The organism is Leisingera sp. XS_AS12 (assembly GCF_041224635.1).
GTDB lineage: Bacteria > Pseudomonadota > Alphaproteobacteria > Rhodobacterales > Rhodobacteraceae > Leisingera.
In genome coordinates this window covers 141,737-155,333 of sequence record NZ_JBGFGM010000108.1, presented here as the reverse complement: position 1 = coordinate 155,333, position 13,597 = coordinate 141,737, and the positions used below count along the sequence as shown (strand labels likewise).

The 13,597-nt window shown below is 63.8% G+C and carries 11 protein-coding genes; 4 read left to right on the top strand and 7 right to left on the bottom strand.

The window, feature by feature from the left end; all coding sequences use genetic code 11:
• Positions 1 to 36: 36 nt before the first annotated feature.
• Positions 37 to 2,334 (top strand): xanthine dehydrogenase family protein molybdopterin-binding subunit, encoded by a 2,298-nt coding sequence (locus tag AB9K35_RS15990; RefSeq protein WP_369927570.1) that lies wholly within the window; start codon positions 37 to 39, stop codon positions 2,332 to 2,334.
• Complete coding sequence (locus AB9K35_RS15985; protein ID WP_369927568.1) at positions 2,312 to 3,391, top strand: DUF2235 domain-containing protein; 1,080 nt, start codon at positions 2,312 to 2,314, stop codon at positions 3,389 to 3,391. Before AB9K35_RS15990 ends, AB9K35_RS15985 begins: the two co-directional genes overlap by 23 nt.
• A 69-nt stretch (positions 3,392 to 3,460) precedes the next feature.
• On the opposite strand, the gene AB9K35_RS15980 is transcribed toward AB9K35_RS15985, so the two are convergent.
• From AB9K35_RS15980 to metF, 3 genes are all read right to left on the bottom strand, one after another.
• The gene (locus AB9K35_RS15980; protein ID WP_369927566.1) at positions 3,461 to 3,967 is read right to left on the bottom strand and encodes a DUF2867 domain-containing protein; all 507 of its coding nucleotides are present in this window, start codon (positions 3,965 to 3,967) and stop codon (positions 3,461 to 3,463) included.
• An 87-nt stretch (positions 3,968 to 4,054) separates the two neighbouring features.
• Positions 4,055 to 4,534, bottom strand: coding sequence for a PaaI family thioesterase (locus AB9K35_RS15975; protein ID WP_369927564.1), 480 nt, complete (start codon positions 4,532 to 4,534; stop codon positions 4,055 to 4,057).
• Positions 4,535 to 4,596: 62 nt separating this feature from the next.
• Positions 4,597 to 5,466: a methylenetetrahydrofolate reductase [NAD(P)H] gene (gene metF, locus AB9K35_RS15970; protein ID WP_369927562.1), complete on the bottom strand. Its 870-nt coding sequence runs from the start codon at positions 5,464 to 5,466 to the stop codon at positions 4,597 to 4,599.
• 98 nt (positions 5,467 to 5,564) lie between these two features.
• On the opposite strand from metF, the gene AB9K35_RS15965 reads away from it, so the two are divergent.
• The gene (locus tag AB9K35_RS15965; protein WP_222453868.1) at positions 5,565 to 6,470 is read left to right on the top strand and encodes a LysR family transcriptional regulator; all 906 of its coding nucleotides are present in this window, start codon (positions 5,565 to 5,567) and stop codon (positions 6,468 to 6,470) included.
• Between the two features lie 112 nt (positions 6,471 to 6,582).
• Here the strand turns inward: AB9K35_RS15965 and AB9K35_RS15960 are convergent, their stop codons facing one another.
• A complete protein-coding gene (locus tag AB9K35_RS15960) occupies positions 6,583 to 7,602 on the bottom strand; it encodes an NADP-dependent oxidoreductase (protein ID WP_369927560.1) in 1,020 nt (339 codons plus the stop codon).
• Between the two features lie 193 nt (positions 7,603 to 7,795).
• On the opposite strand from AB9K35_RS15960, the gene AB9K35_RS15955 reads away from it, so the two are divergent.
• Positions 7,796 to 8,581, top strand: coding sequence for an inositol monophosphatase family protein (locus tag AB9K35_RS15955; RefSeq protein ID WP_369927558.1), 786 nt, complete (start codon positions 7,796 to 7,798; stop codon positions 8,579 to 8,581).
• A 102-nt stretch (positions 8,582 to 8,683) separates the two neighbouring features.
• On the opposite strand, the gene AB9K35_RS15950 is transcribed toward AB9K35_RS15955, so the two are convergent.
• The 3 genes from AB9K35_RS15950 to putA all read right to left on the bottom strand — a co-directional run bounded on the left by AB9K35_RS15950 (position 8,684) and on the right by putA (position 13,490).
• Positions 8,684 to 9,064, bottom strand: coding sequence for a GFA family protein (locus AB9K35_RS15950; RefSeq protein WP_369927556.1), 381 nt, complete (start codon positions 9,062 to 9,064; stop codon positions 8,684 to 8,686).
• A gap of 188 nt (positions 9,065 to 9,252) precedes the next feature.
• Complete coding sequence (locus AB9K35_RS15945; protein WP_369927554.1) at positions 9,253 to 10,023, bottom strand: rhomboid family intramembrane serine protease; 771 nt, start codon at positions 10,021 to 10,023, stop codon at positions 9,253 to 9,255.
• Between the two features lie 53 nt (positions 10,024 to 10,076).
• The gene (gene putA, locus AB9K35_RS15940) at positions 10,077 to 13,490 is read right to left on the bottom strand and encodes a bifunctional proline dehydrogenase/L-glutamate gamma-semialdehyde dehydrogenase PutA (protein WP_369927552.1); all 3,414 of its coding nucleotides are present in this window, start codon (positions 13,488 to 13,490) and stop codon (positions 10,077 to 10,079) included.
• Positions 13,491 to 13,597 lie beyond the last annotated feature (107 nt).

Here is a 13,597-nt window from a genome sequence, read left to right as displayed (position 1 = left end):
GCAGCGCGGCCAGCTCGTGCGGACAAGGGGGCAAGCATGGACAAATTCGGAAAAAGCCAGCCGGTAAAGCGCGTCGAGGATGTGAGGTTCCTGACCGGTCAGGGCCGCTACATCGAAGATGTCGCCCCGGCTGGCGCATTGCGGGCCTGGGTGCTGCGCAGCCCGGTGGCGCATGGCACGGTCACTGCGCTGGATGTGTCCGAGGCCCGCGGCTGCGACGGCGTCCACGCTGTGCTGACACTTGCGGATCTCGAAGCCGCGGGGCTGGACGTGCGGCTGGACGGCACCACCGTGAAAAACCGCGACGGCAGCGAGGCGGCGGCACCCGAACGGCCGATGCTGGCCCGCGACCGGGTCCGCTACGTCGGCGAGCCGGTGGCCGTTGTGGTCGCCGAGACCCTGGATCAGGCCCGCGATGCCGGCGAGTTGATCGAGCTGGAGATCGATGATCTGCCAGCCAAGCTCGATCTGGCACCCGGGGGGGAGCCGCTGCACGCCGAGGCGCCGGACAACCGTGCCTTCGACTGGGGCATGGGCGACGAGGCCGCAACCCGCAAGGCCTTTAACGAGGCCGCGCACCGGGTATCCCTGCAGGTCGAGGACAATCGTATCATCGTCAACGCGATGGAGCCGCGCGGCTGCTTTGCCGAGTGGCAGGATGGACGCTTGCACTTCTGCTATGGCGGGCAGGGTGTCTGGGCGATGAAGACCCAGATGGCGCAGAAGCTGGGGCTGGACGAAGACGCGGTGAAGGTGACGACCCCGGATGTCGGTGGCGGCTTTGGCATGAAGGCGATGCCTTACCCGGAGTATTTTGCCGTGGCCCATGCGGCCCGCGTGCTGGAGCGGCCGGTGTTCTGGGTCGCGGACCGCACCGAGTCGATGCTCAGTGACAATGGCGGGCGGGATCTGACCTCGCTGGCGGAACTGGCCTTTGACGAAGATCTGAAGATCACCGCCTATCGGGTAACGACGCGTTGCAACCTTGGCGCTTATAACTCGCATTTCGGACAGCCAATTCAGACGCAGCTGTTCAGCCGGGTGCTGGCCGGGGTCTATGATATCCAGACGGCCTGGCTGCAGGTCGAGGGGATCTATACCAACACCACCCAGGTTGACGCCTACCGCGGTGCCGGAAGGCCAGAGGCGATCTATGTGCTGGAGCGCGCCATGGACCGGGCTGCGCGAGAGCTGGGGGTTGATCCGCTGGAGCTGCGGCGGCGGAACTTTATCAAGCCTGCGGCGTTTCCCTATGGCACCGTGACCGGGGAGACTTACGACGTGGGTGACTTCGATCTGGTGCTGAACCGCGCTTGCGAAGAGGCTGATCTGGCAGGATTCGAGGCCCGGCGCGCCGCAGATGGTAAACGCGGCAAGTACCGGGGCGTTGGCCTGTGTTACTATATCGAAAGTATTTTGGGTGATCCTTCGGAAGGCGCAGAAGTGGAATTCCTGGAGGATGGCCGTGTGAATATCTATGTCGGCACGCAGAGCAACGGGCAGGGGCATGAGACCGTCTATGCACAGTTTCTGGCCGACCAGAGCGGCATACCGGCAGAAAACATCCAGGTCATTCAAGGCGACAGCGACCGTATCGCCCAGGGCGGCGGCACCGGTGGCTCGCGCTCGGTCACCACGCAGGCCAATGCCACATTGGCCACGGTTGAAACCATGGTGGCGGCCTTCACCCCCTTCCTCGCAGAGCAGATGGGGGTCGAGGAAGATGCGATTTCTTTCGACGGCGAAAGCTTCCGGGCACCGGGGTCGAACCTGACGCCCAGCATGCTGGACGCCGCAGAGATGGCCCGCGCGCAAGGGCGGCTCGATCTGCTGCGTCACGCGGCGCGGGCCAAGCTGCCGGGACGCTCGTTTCCAAACGGGGCCCATATTGCAGAGGTCGTGATCGATCCAGAGACTGGGCAATCGGTGGTGGAGCGCTACACTGTAGTCGACGATTTCGGAAATCTGATCAACCCGATGCTGGCCGAGGGCCAGGTGCATGGCGGGGTGGCGCAGGGACTGGGACAGGCCATGATGGAGCGGGTCGTCTTTGACGAGGACGGTCAGCTCCTGACCGCGACGTTCATGGATTACGCCATGCCGCGGGCCGACACCGTCCCGACGATCGGATTTACGTCCCAGCCGGTGCCCTCGACCCAGAACCCGATGGGGATGAAGGGGTGCGGCGAGGCTGGCACCGTCGGCGCGCTGGCGGCAGTGGCCAATGCGATGCAGGACGCGGTCTGGGACAAAGGGGTGCGGCAGATGGATATGCCGTTCACCCCGCAGAGAGTGTGGAAAGTGCTGAGGGATGTTTCTAAAGCAGCTGAGTAACAGGTTTCTCGAGTGGCTTGGACGGCCGCTCCGCTCGGAACATTCGGGCGAAACAAGGCTGCGCGGGCCGCAGGCCCATGTGATCATTCTCGATGGCACCATGTCGACGCTGGACGAGGGGCGGGAAACCCACGCAGGCAAGCTTTACCGCCTGTGTCGCGAGATGTCGGGGCCAGTGTCGGTCTACTATGAATCCGGCGTGCAATGGACCGGCTGGGGCAGCGCCCCGGACGTGATGTTGGGGCGCGGGATCAACCGGCAGATCCGTCGTGCCTATGGCTACCTCGCATCGCGCTATCATCCCGGTGATCAGATCTACCTGTTTGGCTACTCCCGCGGCGCTTATGCGGTGCGCTCGCTCGCCGGGGTGATCGACCGGATCGGTCTCCTCAAGGCGGAACATGCCACGGTGCGCAACATTCGCACCGCCTATCGGCACTACCGGCTGAACGGGCGTAGCAAGACCGGCGCCGCCTTCAGCCGTGCCTATTGCCACGAGACGGTCGAGATCGAGATGGTCGGGGTCTGGGATACGGTCAAGGCGCTGGGACTGCGGTTGCCGCTGCTGTGGCGCTGGGCGGAAAAGCAGCACAATTTTCACAACCACGAATTGGGTCACCACGTCAAAAGCGGCTATCACGCGCTGGCGCTGGACGAGACGCGCGATGTGTTCCACCCGGTGATGTGGGACAGTCCCGCGGATTGGGAAGGTCATGTGGAGCAGGTCTGGTTTCGCGGCGCCCATGGCGATGTCGGTGGTCAACTGGGCGGGTTCGAGGCAGCCCGGCCGCTCGCCAATATTTCGCTCGTGTGGATGTTGGAAAAGGCCGAGGAGCGCGGCTTGCCGTTGCCGCTGGATTGGCGGATGCGCTTTCCGGTGGACCCCAAGGCTCCCTCGGTCGGCACCTGGCGCGGCTGGGGCAAGATCTTCCTGCTGCGCAGCCGCCGCCGGGTCGGGCTGGATCCCAGCGAACGCCTGCACAGCAGTGTAGAGGCCGCGCGCAAGGATGCCCCGATCCCGGCCAGCGGCTGGCGGGCCATGTTCTCCCGCACCTGACCCCACGGCTTCGCTATCGCTGGAGCGCGCCGACGCGCGGGCAATCCGGCGCCGCCGTACGGGCAGCGGTTATTCCTGCTCCAGTGCCTGTCGCAAGCGTTTCAGGCAAAGCGTGACGATCAGCTTGTGCGCTGGGCGCACCGGCACCATGTAGGCACGTCCGAACAGGTTGTGCGTCTTCACCGACGAGGTCACCGTCAGCCCGCCGTTGTGCGAACTGAGGCAGGTCATCACGTCCAGATGCCGGTCCCGCACGGTCAGGGTCAGGATCCGGTCAGAGATCGCCTCGACCAGAAAGAAGTCCAGCTTGTCTCCGGGGCTGAGCTGCCGGGGCGTCGCACCGGAAATTGGGCCGATCCGGCGGACGCCAAAACGGGCCGAGATCGCATCACGCAGCCAGAAGGCCATTCGCAGGCCGGGCAGAGGGCGTGCATGCATCAGCCGCCAGGCCTCCAACGGTGTGACCGGGCGGGGCAGATCAATGGAGCGGGTATCGAAGAAATCGAGCTCAGCCTTGGGAGCCAGAACCTGGATGCGCGCTGTCGTGGCCCGCGCGAGGGTATTTGGCGGCATCATTGCCCCTTCCGTGGTGCGACTGAGTGACGATTGGAAGATAAGCCACGGATTTGCAAAGACAAGGCTGGCCGGGGACTGCGGCCGACCCTAGGCCACCTTCATGATGATGCAGGTGGTGGATCCGGTGGCGTAGAGCCGTCCATCGTCCACGCCGCGAATGTCGCCATGGGCAACTCCGGTGGATCGCCCGGCGTGGTCCACGGTGCCGGTGCAGTCAATCATGGTGCCGAGCGGAATGGGGCGCAAGATGTTAATCTTGTACTCCAGCGTGGTGTAGACCGAGCCTTGCGGCACCCGGGTCATCACTGCGCAGGCCATCGCGCTGTCCAGAAGGGTGCCGTACCAGCCGCCGTGCACGGAGCCCATCGGGTTCGTGACATGAAATTCCGGGGTGCCGCGGAACACGACCTCGCCTTCGCTGACCGCATGGAGATGGTAGCCGAGCGTGCGCGCAATCGGCGGGCCGGGCAGACGCCCATCCAGGATACCCTGCATGAAATTGAGCCCGGACATCCGCGTGGTCTGGTCGATCGTCAAGAGATCCGAGGGTGTTTCGGCATAGAACATGGCGCGCGGTCCCTGATGAAAGCTTTTGTTCATTAGGAACCGCGCAACGGCCAGTGCAATGCTTACGCTACGTTCTCCAGCGCCACCTTGGGCGTAACGCCCAGTGCAAAGCAGACATCGCGGGTCAGCTCAGGACGGTTGAGGGTGTAGAAATGCAGGTTCGTCACACCGCCTTCCAGCAGGTCGGAGCAGAGTTCCGTGCACAAGGCGGTGGCCAGCAGCTCTTCGCGGTCATCGCGAACCGCCTTCTCGAAGGCCTCTTCGACCCAGTGCGGGACCACGGTGCCGCAGCGGCGGGCAAAGTTGCGGGCGCCTTTCCAGTTTTCGATCGGCAGGATGCCCGGCGTCAGCTTGCTGCCGTCGATCCCGGCTTTCTCGCAGGCGTCGCGGAAGCGGAAGAAGGTGTCCGCCTCGAAGAAGAACTGGGTCAGCGCCTCGTCGGCACCGGCGTCCAGCTTGCGCTTCAGCCATTCCACGTCGGCGTTCTGGTCGGCTGCGTCGGGATGGCGGTCTGGATAGGCTCCGACCTTGATGTTGAACGTGCCGCGCGCTGCCAGGGCTTCGATCAATTCCACTGAATGCGCAAAACCCTCGGGGTGCGGGGTGAACTTGCCTTCCCCCTTTGGCGGATCCCCGCGCAGGGCGACGATTTCCTTCACCCCGGCCTCGGCGAACTGATCCGCGATTTCGAGGGTTTCGGCCTTGGAGGCGTTCACGCAGGTCAGATGCGCGGCGACGTTCAGGCCCGAGGATTTGTGCAGGGTCGCCACCGCGTCGCGGGTCAGCGTGCGGGTGGTGCCGCCGGCGCCATAGGTCACCGACACGAAGCGCGGCCCCATCGGAGCAAGCACCTGAACGGTATCCCAAAGCCGGAAGGAGGCTTCGAGATTTTTCGGCGGGAAGAATTCAAAGGAAATCTTGGGCGTCGTCATCTCAGGTCACTCGCTTGTTTGATTTCGACCCTTGTTGCACGCGCAGCATTGTGAGACAATTTCATAATTCTCAAGAACAACATGAGCGACACTACAGGATGCACATCGAATTCCGTCACCTGCGCACCATCAAGGCCATTCATGAGGCCGGCGGGCTGGCCCGGGCTGCCGATCAGCTGAATATCACCCAAAGTGCCCTGAGCCACCAGGTCAAAGGGCTGGAAGAGCAGGCCGGGGTTGAGCTTTTCATTCGCCGTTCCAAGCCGATGAAGCTGTCGCCTGCGGGGCAGAGATTGCTGCGGCTGGCAGAGCAGGTTTTGCCGCAAGTCGAGGCTGCCCAAGCGGAATTTTCCTCTTTGCGCGATGGGCATACCGGCCGGATGCACATCGCGATCGAGTGTCACGCCTGCTTTGAATGGTTGTTCCCGGTGCTGGAGGGCTTTCGCAAGAATTGGGGCGATGTCGATGTGGATATCCGTCCCGGGCTGGCCTTTGATGCGCTGCCCGCCCTGCAGAAGGAGGAGGTGGATCTGGTTGTCTCCTCCGATCCCGAAGATATCGCGGGCGTCGAGTTCATCGAATTGTTCGATTACAAGCCTGTCTTCGTTGCCTCGGCGCAGCATCCGCTGGCTGCGAAGGCTTACGTGGAGGCGGAGGATTTCCGCGGCGAGGCCTTGATCACCTATCCGGTGGAGAAATCTCGGCTCGACGTGTTCAGCCAGCTGCTGACCCCGGCAGGGGTCGAACCTGCATCGATCCGGCAGGTGGAATTGACGGCGGTGATTCTCTTGCTGGTGGCCTCGAACCGTGGCGTGTCGGTGCTGCCCGACTGGGTCGTGCGCGAGGTGAAATACTCCTCCGATTACGTGACTCGCCCGCTGACGAAGGAGGGCATCACCCGGCGGCTCTATGCGGCGATCCGTAGCGAAGACCGGGACAAGCCGTTCATGCAGGAGCTGATCCGTCTGGCGAAGGTCGAAGCCCGCAAGCTGCAGCAGCAATAAGAGTTGTGTTTGAAAAAAAGCGCGGAGCGGCCTGGCCCCCTTTGGGCGCCTGTGCCCGCTCCGCGCGGTTGCATAATCCGGCCAACGTAGCGGGCCAGAAACGCTGGTCAGCTTAGACCAGCTTGACGATTTGCTTGCCGGTATTGCCGCCCTGCATCATCGAAAGAAAGGCCTTGGGGGCGTTCGCGAGCCCTTCGGCCACGTCCTCGAGGTATTTGATCTCGCCCGCGGCCACCAAAGGGGCGACTTCGGTGAGGAACTCGGGATAGCGGTCGTAGTGGTTGAAGATGATGAAGCCGTTCACTGACAGGAACTTGGTCAGGATGTCTCGCCAGATCGCGGGGGCGGTCAGGCCGGTTTCGGCGCTGTTGTACCAGGCGATCATGCCACAGACCGGAATACGCCCGAAGTTGTTCATGTTGGGCAGCACCGCCTCCAGCACCTTGCCGCCGACGTTCTCATAGTAGATGTCGATGCCATCGGGGCATTCTGCTGCGAGGGCTTCGGCAAGTGCAGGGGCGTCGGCGTAGGCGCGGTGATCGAGGCAGGCGTCAAAGCCGAATGTGTCCACCGCCAGCTTGCATTTCTCGGCGCCGCCCGCGACACCGACCACCCGCAGCCCAGCCTGTTTGGCCAGTTGCCCCACCATCGAGCCGACCGGCCCTGTGGCGGCCGCGACCACCAGCGTTTCGCCTTTTTGCGGGCGGCCATAGGCGTGCAAGCCATGCCATGCGGTAAAACCCGGCATGCCAAGAACGCCAAGCGCGGTGGTGATGGGCGCCTTTTGCGGGTCCAGTTTGCGCACCTCGGATACCGGGGCGAGCCCGTGGCTGGCCCAGCCGAACATGCCCAGCACAAAGTCACCAGGTTGTAGATCGTCACTGCCAGAGGCGACCACTTCGCCGACGCCGGCGGCGGTCATGGTCTCGCCGATTTCGACGGGGGGCGCATAGGATTTGCCTGCATTCATCCGGCCCCGCATGTAGGGGTCCAGCGACATATAGTGAACTTTGACAAGCACTTCGCCATCACCAGGCTGGGGGAGGGGAGCGTCTTCCAGGCGAAAATTCTGTTCACTGGCCTGGCCTTCGGGGCGGCTGGCCAGCACAATGCGTTGCATCTGTTCGGACATTGGCGTCTTCCTTTGTTTTACCGATTGGACATTGGGAGCGCTCGCGGTTGATTTCAACCGCTTCGCCGGATCTTGACGGTCGGGCTGCGGATCAGGCGAAGACCGGAAAGCCCCTTGGCAAGCGGGGGCAGGCCGCGTATAGGCACGCATTGACCCGGCATCTCCCCGACCGACCTGACAGGACCGAACCGACATGATTGGCAGTGCAAACCTCAACGTGATGATCAAGGCCGCCCGCAAGGCAGGCCGTTCCCTGGTGAAAGACTTCCGCGAGGTGGAAAACCTGCAGGTCTCGATGAAAGGCGCGGGCGACTTTGTCTCCAAGGCCGACATCGCGGCTGAGAAAATCCTGAAGGACGAGCTGACCACTGCGCGCCCCACCTATGGTTGGATTGCCGAAGAGGGCGGCGAGATCGAGGGCGAGGATCCGACACGCCGCTGGATCGTTGATCCGCTGGATGGCACCACGAACTTCCTGCACGGCCTGCCGCATTGGGCGATTTCCATTGCGCTGGAGCACAAGGGCAAGATCGTCGCCGGGGTGATCTATGACGCGGCCAAGGACGAGATGTTCTTTGCCGAAAAAGGTGCAGGTGCCTGGATGAACGACACCCGTATCCGGGTGTCCGGCCGTCACCGGATGATCGAGTCCATCTTTGCGACCGGCGTCCCCTTTGGCGGTCGCGCCGATCTGCCGCTGACGCTGCAGGATCTTGCCCGTCTGGCACCCGCCTGTGCCGGTATCCGCCGCTGGGGCTCTGCCGCGCTGGACATGGCCTATGTCGCGGCTGGCCGCTACGAGGGGTTCTGGGAACGCCGTCTGAACCCGTGGGACCTGGCCGCAGGGATCATCATCGTCAAGGAAGCCGGTGGCCTCGCGGAGGCGATCGACCCGGAGGCGGGCATTATCGACAGCGGTTCCGTTGTCTGCTCGAACGAGCCGATCTTCGAAAATTTCGCCAAGGTGATCCGCGGCTGAAGCCACGCATCGCGTATCCACGGATCAAGCGCGGCCTCTGGGCCGCGTTTCTTCGTTAGACTTGGCCTGGGACTGCGGCGTCGGGAAGGGCCAGTTGCAGGGTTAGGTCTTGTCCGCCGGATGGTTGACACCGTCGTGCCATGGGATTTCGCCATAGGACGCGGCATGTGTCCTCGGGTTGCCGCCTTCGATGCAGCCCAGGTTGACGCCGCATTCCGCGGGGTTTGAGCGGCGCTGGTGGTGCGTGTAAATCCCGCAAGTCGTGCAGAAGTAGTGTTTCGCCGTGTGGCTGCCCCAGGTGTAGAGGCTGAGGTTCTCCGCCCCTTTCAGGACCCTGAGGCTCGCGGCTATTGCGGTGACGGCGGCTACCCCACGCCGCAGGCAGAACGAACAATCGCACCGCGCGGCTGTGGCCAGTCCCTTGGGGAAATCCGCCTCAATCTCCACGGCGCCGCAGTGACAGGTGGCTTTAAGACGCGCCATCTTTTCCGATGCTCCTGCTGCTGATTTTTCTCATGGCTGACCCCATGCCCAAAAAATTCCCCGGAAATACAGGGGCAGGCGACCTACCATTATACTGCCCTGAAAGTTTTCGGGGTGGCGGCCTGCGTGTTGACGAGTTCACTGTTACCTAGTTGACGCAGGCCGCATTTTCCATCCATTTCCACGGATCACTTTCCCCAGGGGCCGGGTTTGCGTCTTGCGCGGGGCAACTTTGGGATGCGGCTGGCGGCGTAGGAAGGCGGGCGTTCAGGATGCGGCGGTTGGCCAGCGGTTCGGGACCAGTACGCGGGTCCACCGCGGCGCAGCCACAGCGGCAGGCACAGCAGCAGCCCGGTGACAAACCCACCGGCGTGCGCCCAGTAGGCGACGCCGCCGAGGTTGGGGTCGGCGCGAAGGCCGCCAAAGAATTGCATCACCAGCCAGACGCCCAGCATCACGAAAGCCGGGATCGTGAAGATGCGGAAGTAGATCACCAGCACTAGCAGAATATCGACGCGGGCGCGGGGAAACATCAGCAGGTAGCCGCCCATGACCCCGGCAATCGCCCCGGAAGCGCCCACCGTCGGCACCATTGATCCCGGCGCCGAGATCACATGTATCAGACCGGCTCCGATGCCGCTGACCAGGTAGAACAAGAGAAAGCGCAGGTGGCCCATTTCGTCTTCGAGATTGTCGCCGAAGATCCAGAGGAACAGCATGTTGCCGCCCAGGTGCATCAGGCCACCGTGGATGAACATCGAGGTAAACAGCGTTCCCAACCCGTAGCCATGGCTAATCTCGGCGGGCACGATGGCGTAGCTGTCATAGAAATAGGCCAGCGCGCGCGGGCTGGCATAGGTGGCCGAGTAATAGGCATAGGCCAGGATATTCACCGCCATCAGCACGTAGACGACATAGGGCGTCCGGCCTGAGGGGTTGTGGTCGCGCAACGGGAACATTGCGGAACGCTGGGCCGTAAAGGGCCCAGCGTCAAGCGCTTATATGGTATAGCTCAGGCCATTCCGCCGAGCAGATCGGCGTTGCCACCCGAGGCGGTGGTGTCGACGCAGACGTGGCGCTCGGCCAGCACGCGGGCGCGATCGGGCTTGCCGGGGATCAGCGGGATGATGGGACCATCACGCTTTGCCAGTCGCTTCTCGATCTCGCGCGCGGTGGCCTCGTCGCCCCACCACAGCACACCGGCGATGCCCTCGATGGTTTCCAGCTTGTCCAGCTCCAGCATGCCGGATGGCGTGATCGCAGTGCCGCCGAGGCTGATCACTTCCCGCGCCTGTTCGGCGGACGCCTGTGCGCCCGGACCCATGCACAGCAACGGCGGACGCGCGGAGACCGTCAGGCGGTTGGACTCGCCGGTCGGGCCGGGCAGGGTGGTGGTCACTGGCTGTGCCGGGGTGCCGCTGGCTGCGGGCAGCTCTGTCACCGTGCTGGTCCAGCTGTCCGACACCTGCTGCCGGTCGGGGGCGCAAAAGCGGCTGAGGTAGAGCGGGCCGCCGGCCTTCGGTCCGGTGCCGGAAAGGCCCTCGCCGCCGAAGGGTTGGCTGCCGACGATGGCGCCGATCTGGTTGCGGTTGACATAGATGTTGCCCGCATGCACCCGGTCGCAGACGTGCTGGACCCGGTCATCGATGCGGGTATGCAGCCCGAAGGTCAGCCCGTAACCGGTTGCATTGATGTCGGAAATCACCTTGTCCAGATCTTGCGACTTGAACCGCGCCACATGCAGGACCGGGCCAAAGATTTCCTCCTCGAGGGCGCTGATGCCGGGCACCTCGATCATCGTCGGGGCGACGAAGGTGCCACCTTGGGGGGCGCGTAGTTCCTTCAGCACGCGGCCTTCGGCGCGCGCCTTGTCGATGTGGGCAAGGATGCCTGCGCGGGCGGTCTCGTCGATCACCGGGCCGCTGTCTGTGGACAGGTGCCAGGGGTCGTCCAGATGCAGGCAGTCCATCGCGCCTTTCAGCATCTTCAGCACGGTGTCCGCGATGTCGTCCTGCAGGTAGAGGCAGCGCAGCGCCGAGCAGCGTTGTCCGGCCGACTGGAAGGCGCTTTCGATCACTGCCTGTACCGTCTGCTCGGGCAGGGCGGTGCTGTCGACGATCATCGCGTTGAGGCCGCCGGTCTCGGCAATCAGGGGGGCGCCGGGTTTCAGGTTCTCGGCCATCGCGCGGCGGATGCGCATCGCAGTCGCGGTTGATCCGGTGAAGGCGACGCCTGCAACCCGCGGATCCGAGGTGATCGCGGCGCCAACCACGCTGCCGCGGCCCGGAACCAGTTGCATGGCGGCACGCGGCACGCCTGCTTCGTGCATCAATTGTACCGCCCGGTGGGCGACCAGCGGTGTCTGATCGGCGGGTTTTGCGAGGACCGCGTTGCCTGCGGCCAGGGCGGCGGCAACCTGACCGGTGAAGATTGCCAGCGGGAAGTTCCACGGCGAGATGCAGGAGAAGATACCGGCGGGCGGCGCCGCGGGAATGCGGGCTGCATAGTAACGCAGGAAGTCCACCGCTTCGCGCAGCTCTGCCACCGCGTCGGGGATGGTCTTGCCGGCTTCGCGGGCGAGGATGGCAAACAGCTCGCCGTAGTTTTCCTCATAGAGGTCGGCGACCCGGTTCAGGATTGCGGCGCGTTCCTCTGCCGGGGCGTTCCAGGGGGTGGCGGCGCTCAGCGCCAGATTGATATCGGCCTCGCTACACTGGCGGACGCTGCCAACCGTGCTGAGGTCGGTTGGGCTGGTAACATCTTTCGCCGGTTCCGGCTGGGCCTCGCCTGCCAGCAGCGGGCCGGCCTGCCAGTGATGGTCGCGCCAGGGCGCGCGGGCTTCCTCGATCCGGGCGAGGGTTGGCGCGTGGCCAAGGTCAAACCCCTTGGAGTTTGGGCGCTCGGGTGCAAACAGCTCGGGGCCGGTCGGAATCTTGCGGCTGATCTCGCCAACCTGGGCGAAGGGATCGGCGGCGACGACTTCCGGTGCGACATTCTCATCGACGATCTGGTTCACGAACGAGGAGTTGGCGCCATTCTCCAGCAGGCGGCGCACCAGGTAGGCGAGCAGGTCACGGTGGGCACCAACGGGGGCGTAGATCCGGCAGTTGGTCTTGTTCTGTTCCAGCACCATCTGGTGCAAGGTTTCGCCCATGCCGTGCAGGCGCTGGAATTCAAACAGCTGTTTGTCCATGCCCTCGGCCATGTGCAGGATGGCAGAGACCGTGTGGGCGTTATGGGTTGCAAACTGCGGGTAGATGCGGTCGGTCAGCCCCAGAAGCTTGCGGGCGTTGGAGATATAGGACACGTCGGTCAGCGCCTTGGAGGTGAAGACCGGGAAGCCGTCGACCCCCTCGATCTGGGCGCGTTTGATCTCGGTGTCCCAGTAGGCGCCTTTCACAAGCCGCACCATGAAGCGACGGTCGTATTTTTCTGCCATTTCGTGCAGGGCGTCGATTGCCAGCCCGGTGCGCGGGCCATAGGCCTGCACCACCACGCCAAAGCCGTCCCAGCCCGCCAGTGCCGGATCAGACACCACCGCTTCGATGACTTCCAGCGACAGCGACAGGCGATCGGCCTCCTCGGCGTCGACGTTCAGGCCCATCTTGGCGGCCTTGGCCAGCAGCGCCAGCGCCTTCAGGCGCGGCACCAGATGTTCCATCACGCTGGCGTCCTGCGCCAGTTCATAGCGCGGATGAAGCGCCGACAGTTTGACGGAGATGCCGGGGTTCTTGCGGATGTCGTCACTGTTGCAGGCAGCGGCAATGGCGGAGATCGCCTTGGAATACGACAGGTGATAGCGGGCGGCGTCGGCCTCGGTACGCGCGGCCTCGCCCAGCATGTCGTAGGAATAGGTGTAGCCCTTGGCTTCCATTCCGGCGGCGCGGTTCATGGCGCTCTCGATGCTTTCGCCCAGCACGAACTGGCGACCCATTTCCTTCATCGCGCGGCTGACGGCGGTGCGGATCACCGGCTCGCCCAGACGTTTGATGGCGCCGCGCAGTGCCCCAATCGGGCTGCGCTCTTCGTCCAGAACCTTGCCGGTCAGCATCAGCGCCCAGGTCGAGGCGTTGACCAGAGAGGATGTCGATTTGCCCAGGTGCTTCCCCCAGTCGGAAGGGGCGATCTTGTCTTCGATCAGCGCGTCGATGGTGTCGGCATCCGGCACCCGCAGCAGCGCTTCGGCAAGGCACATCAGCGCCACGCCTTCGTCGGTGGACAGGCCATACTCGGCCAGGAACACTTCCATCAGGCCGGGGGCCGAGTGGCCGCGAATATCGCGCACCAGCGCGGCAGCACGGGCCGAAATCCGGGCGCGGTCTTCCGCGCTCAGCGCGGCCTGGGCGATCAGTTGATCACGGATGGCGGTTTGGTCGACATAGGTGCCAGCGTCGATACGGTGGCGCAGGGATGTATTGGCAGTCATGCGGGGAAACTCCACAAAGGTGCAGGTCTTTTGGTGGATTTTATATCCAAAATGTCAGGACAACTGCCCAAAATCTCTGTAGGTGTAGGTCAAATGGACAAAATTTG

What these genes read in the sequence shown, in the direction of transcription:
- AB9K35_RS15990 (WP_369927570.1), top strand. Translation starts at nt 37, where the DNA reads ATGGACAAATTCGGAAAAAGCCAGCCGGTAAAGCGCGTCGAGGATGTG.
- AB9K35_RS15985 (WP_369927568.1), top strand. Translation starts at nt 2,312, where the DNA reads ATGTTTCTAAAGCAGCTGAGTAACAGGTTTCTCGAGTGGCTTGGACGG.
- AB9K35_RS15980 (WP_369927566.1), bottom strand. Translation starts at nt 3,967, where the DNA reads ATGATGCCGCCAAATACCCTCGCGCGGGCCACGACAGCGCGCATCCAG.
- AB9K35_RS15975 (WP_369927564.1), bottom strand. Translation starts at nt 4,534, where the DNA reads ATGTTCTATGCCGAAACACCCTCGGATCTCTTGACGATCGACCAGACC.
- metF (WP_369927562.1), bottom strand. Translation starts at nt 5,466, where the DNA reads ATGACGACGCCCAAGATTTCCTTTGAATTCTTCCCGCCGAAAAATCTC.
- AB9K35_RS15965 (WP_222453868.1), top strand. Translation starts at nt 5,565, where the DNA reads ATGCACATCGAATTCCGTCACCTGCGCACCATCAAGGCCATTCATGAG.
- AB9K35_RS15960 (WP_369927560.1), bottom strand. Translation starts at nt 7,602, where the DNA reads ATGTCCGAACAGATGCAACGCATTGTGCTGGCCAGCCGCCCCGAAGGC.
- AB9K35_RS15955 (WP_369927558.1), top strand. Translation starts at nt 7,796, where the DNA reads ATGATTGGCAGTGCAAACCTCAACGTGATGATCAAGGCCGCCCGCAAG.
- AB9K35_RS15950 (WP_369927556.1), bottom strand. Translation starts at nt 9,064, where the DNA reads ATGGCGCGTCTTAAAGCCACCTGTCACTGCGGCGCCGTGGAGATTGAG.
- AB9K35_RS15945 (WP_369927554.1), bottom strand. Translation starts at nt 10,023, where the DNA reads ATGTTCCCGTTGCGCGACCACAACCCCTCAGGCCGGACGCCCTATGTC.
- putA (WP_369927552.1), bottom strand. Translation starts at nt 13,490, where the DNA reads ATGACTGCCAATACATCCCTGCGCCACCGTATCGACGCTGGCACCTAT.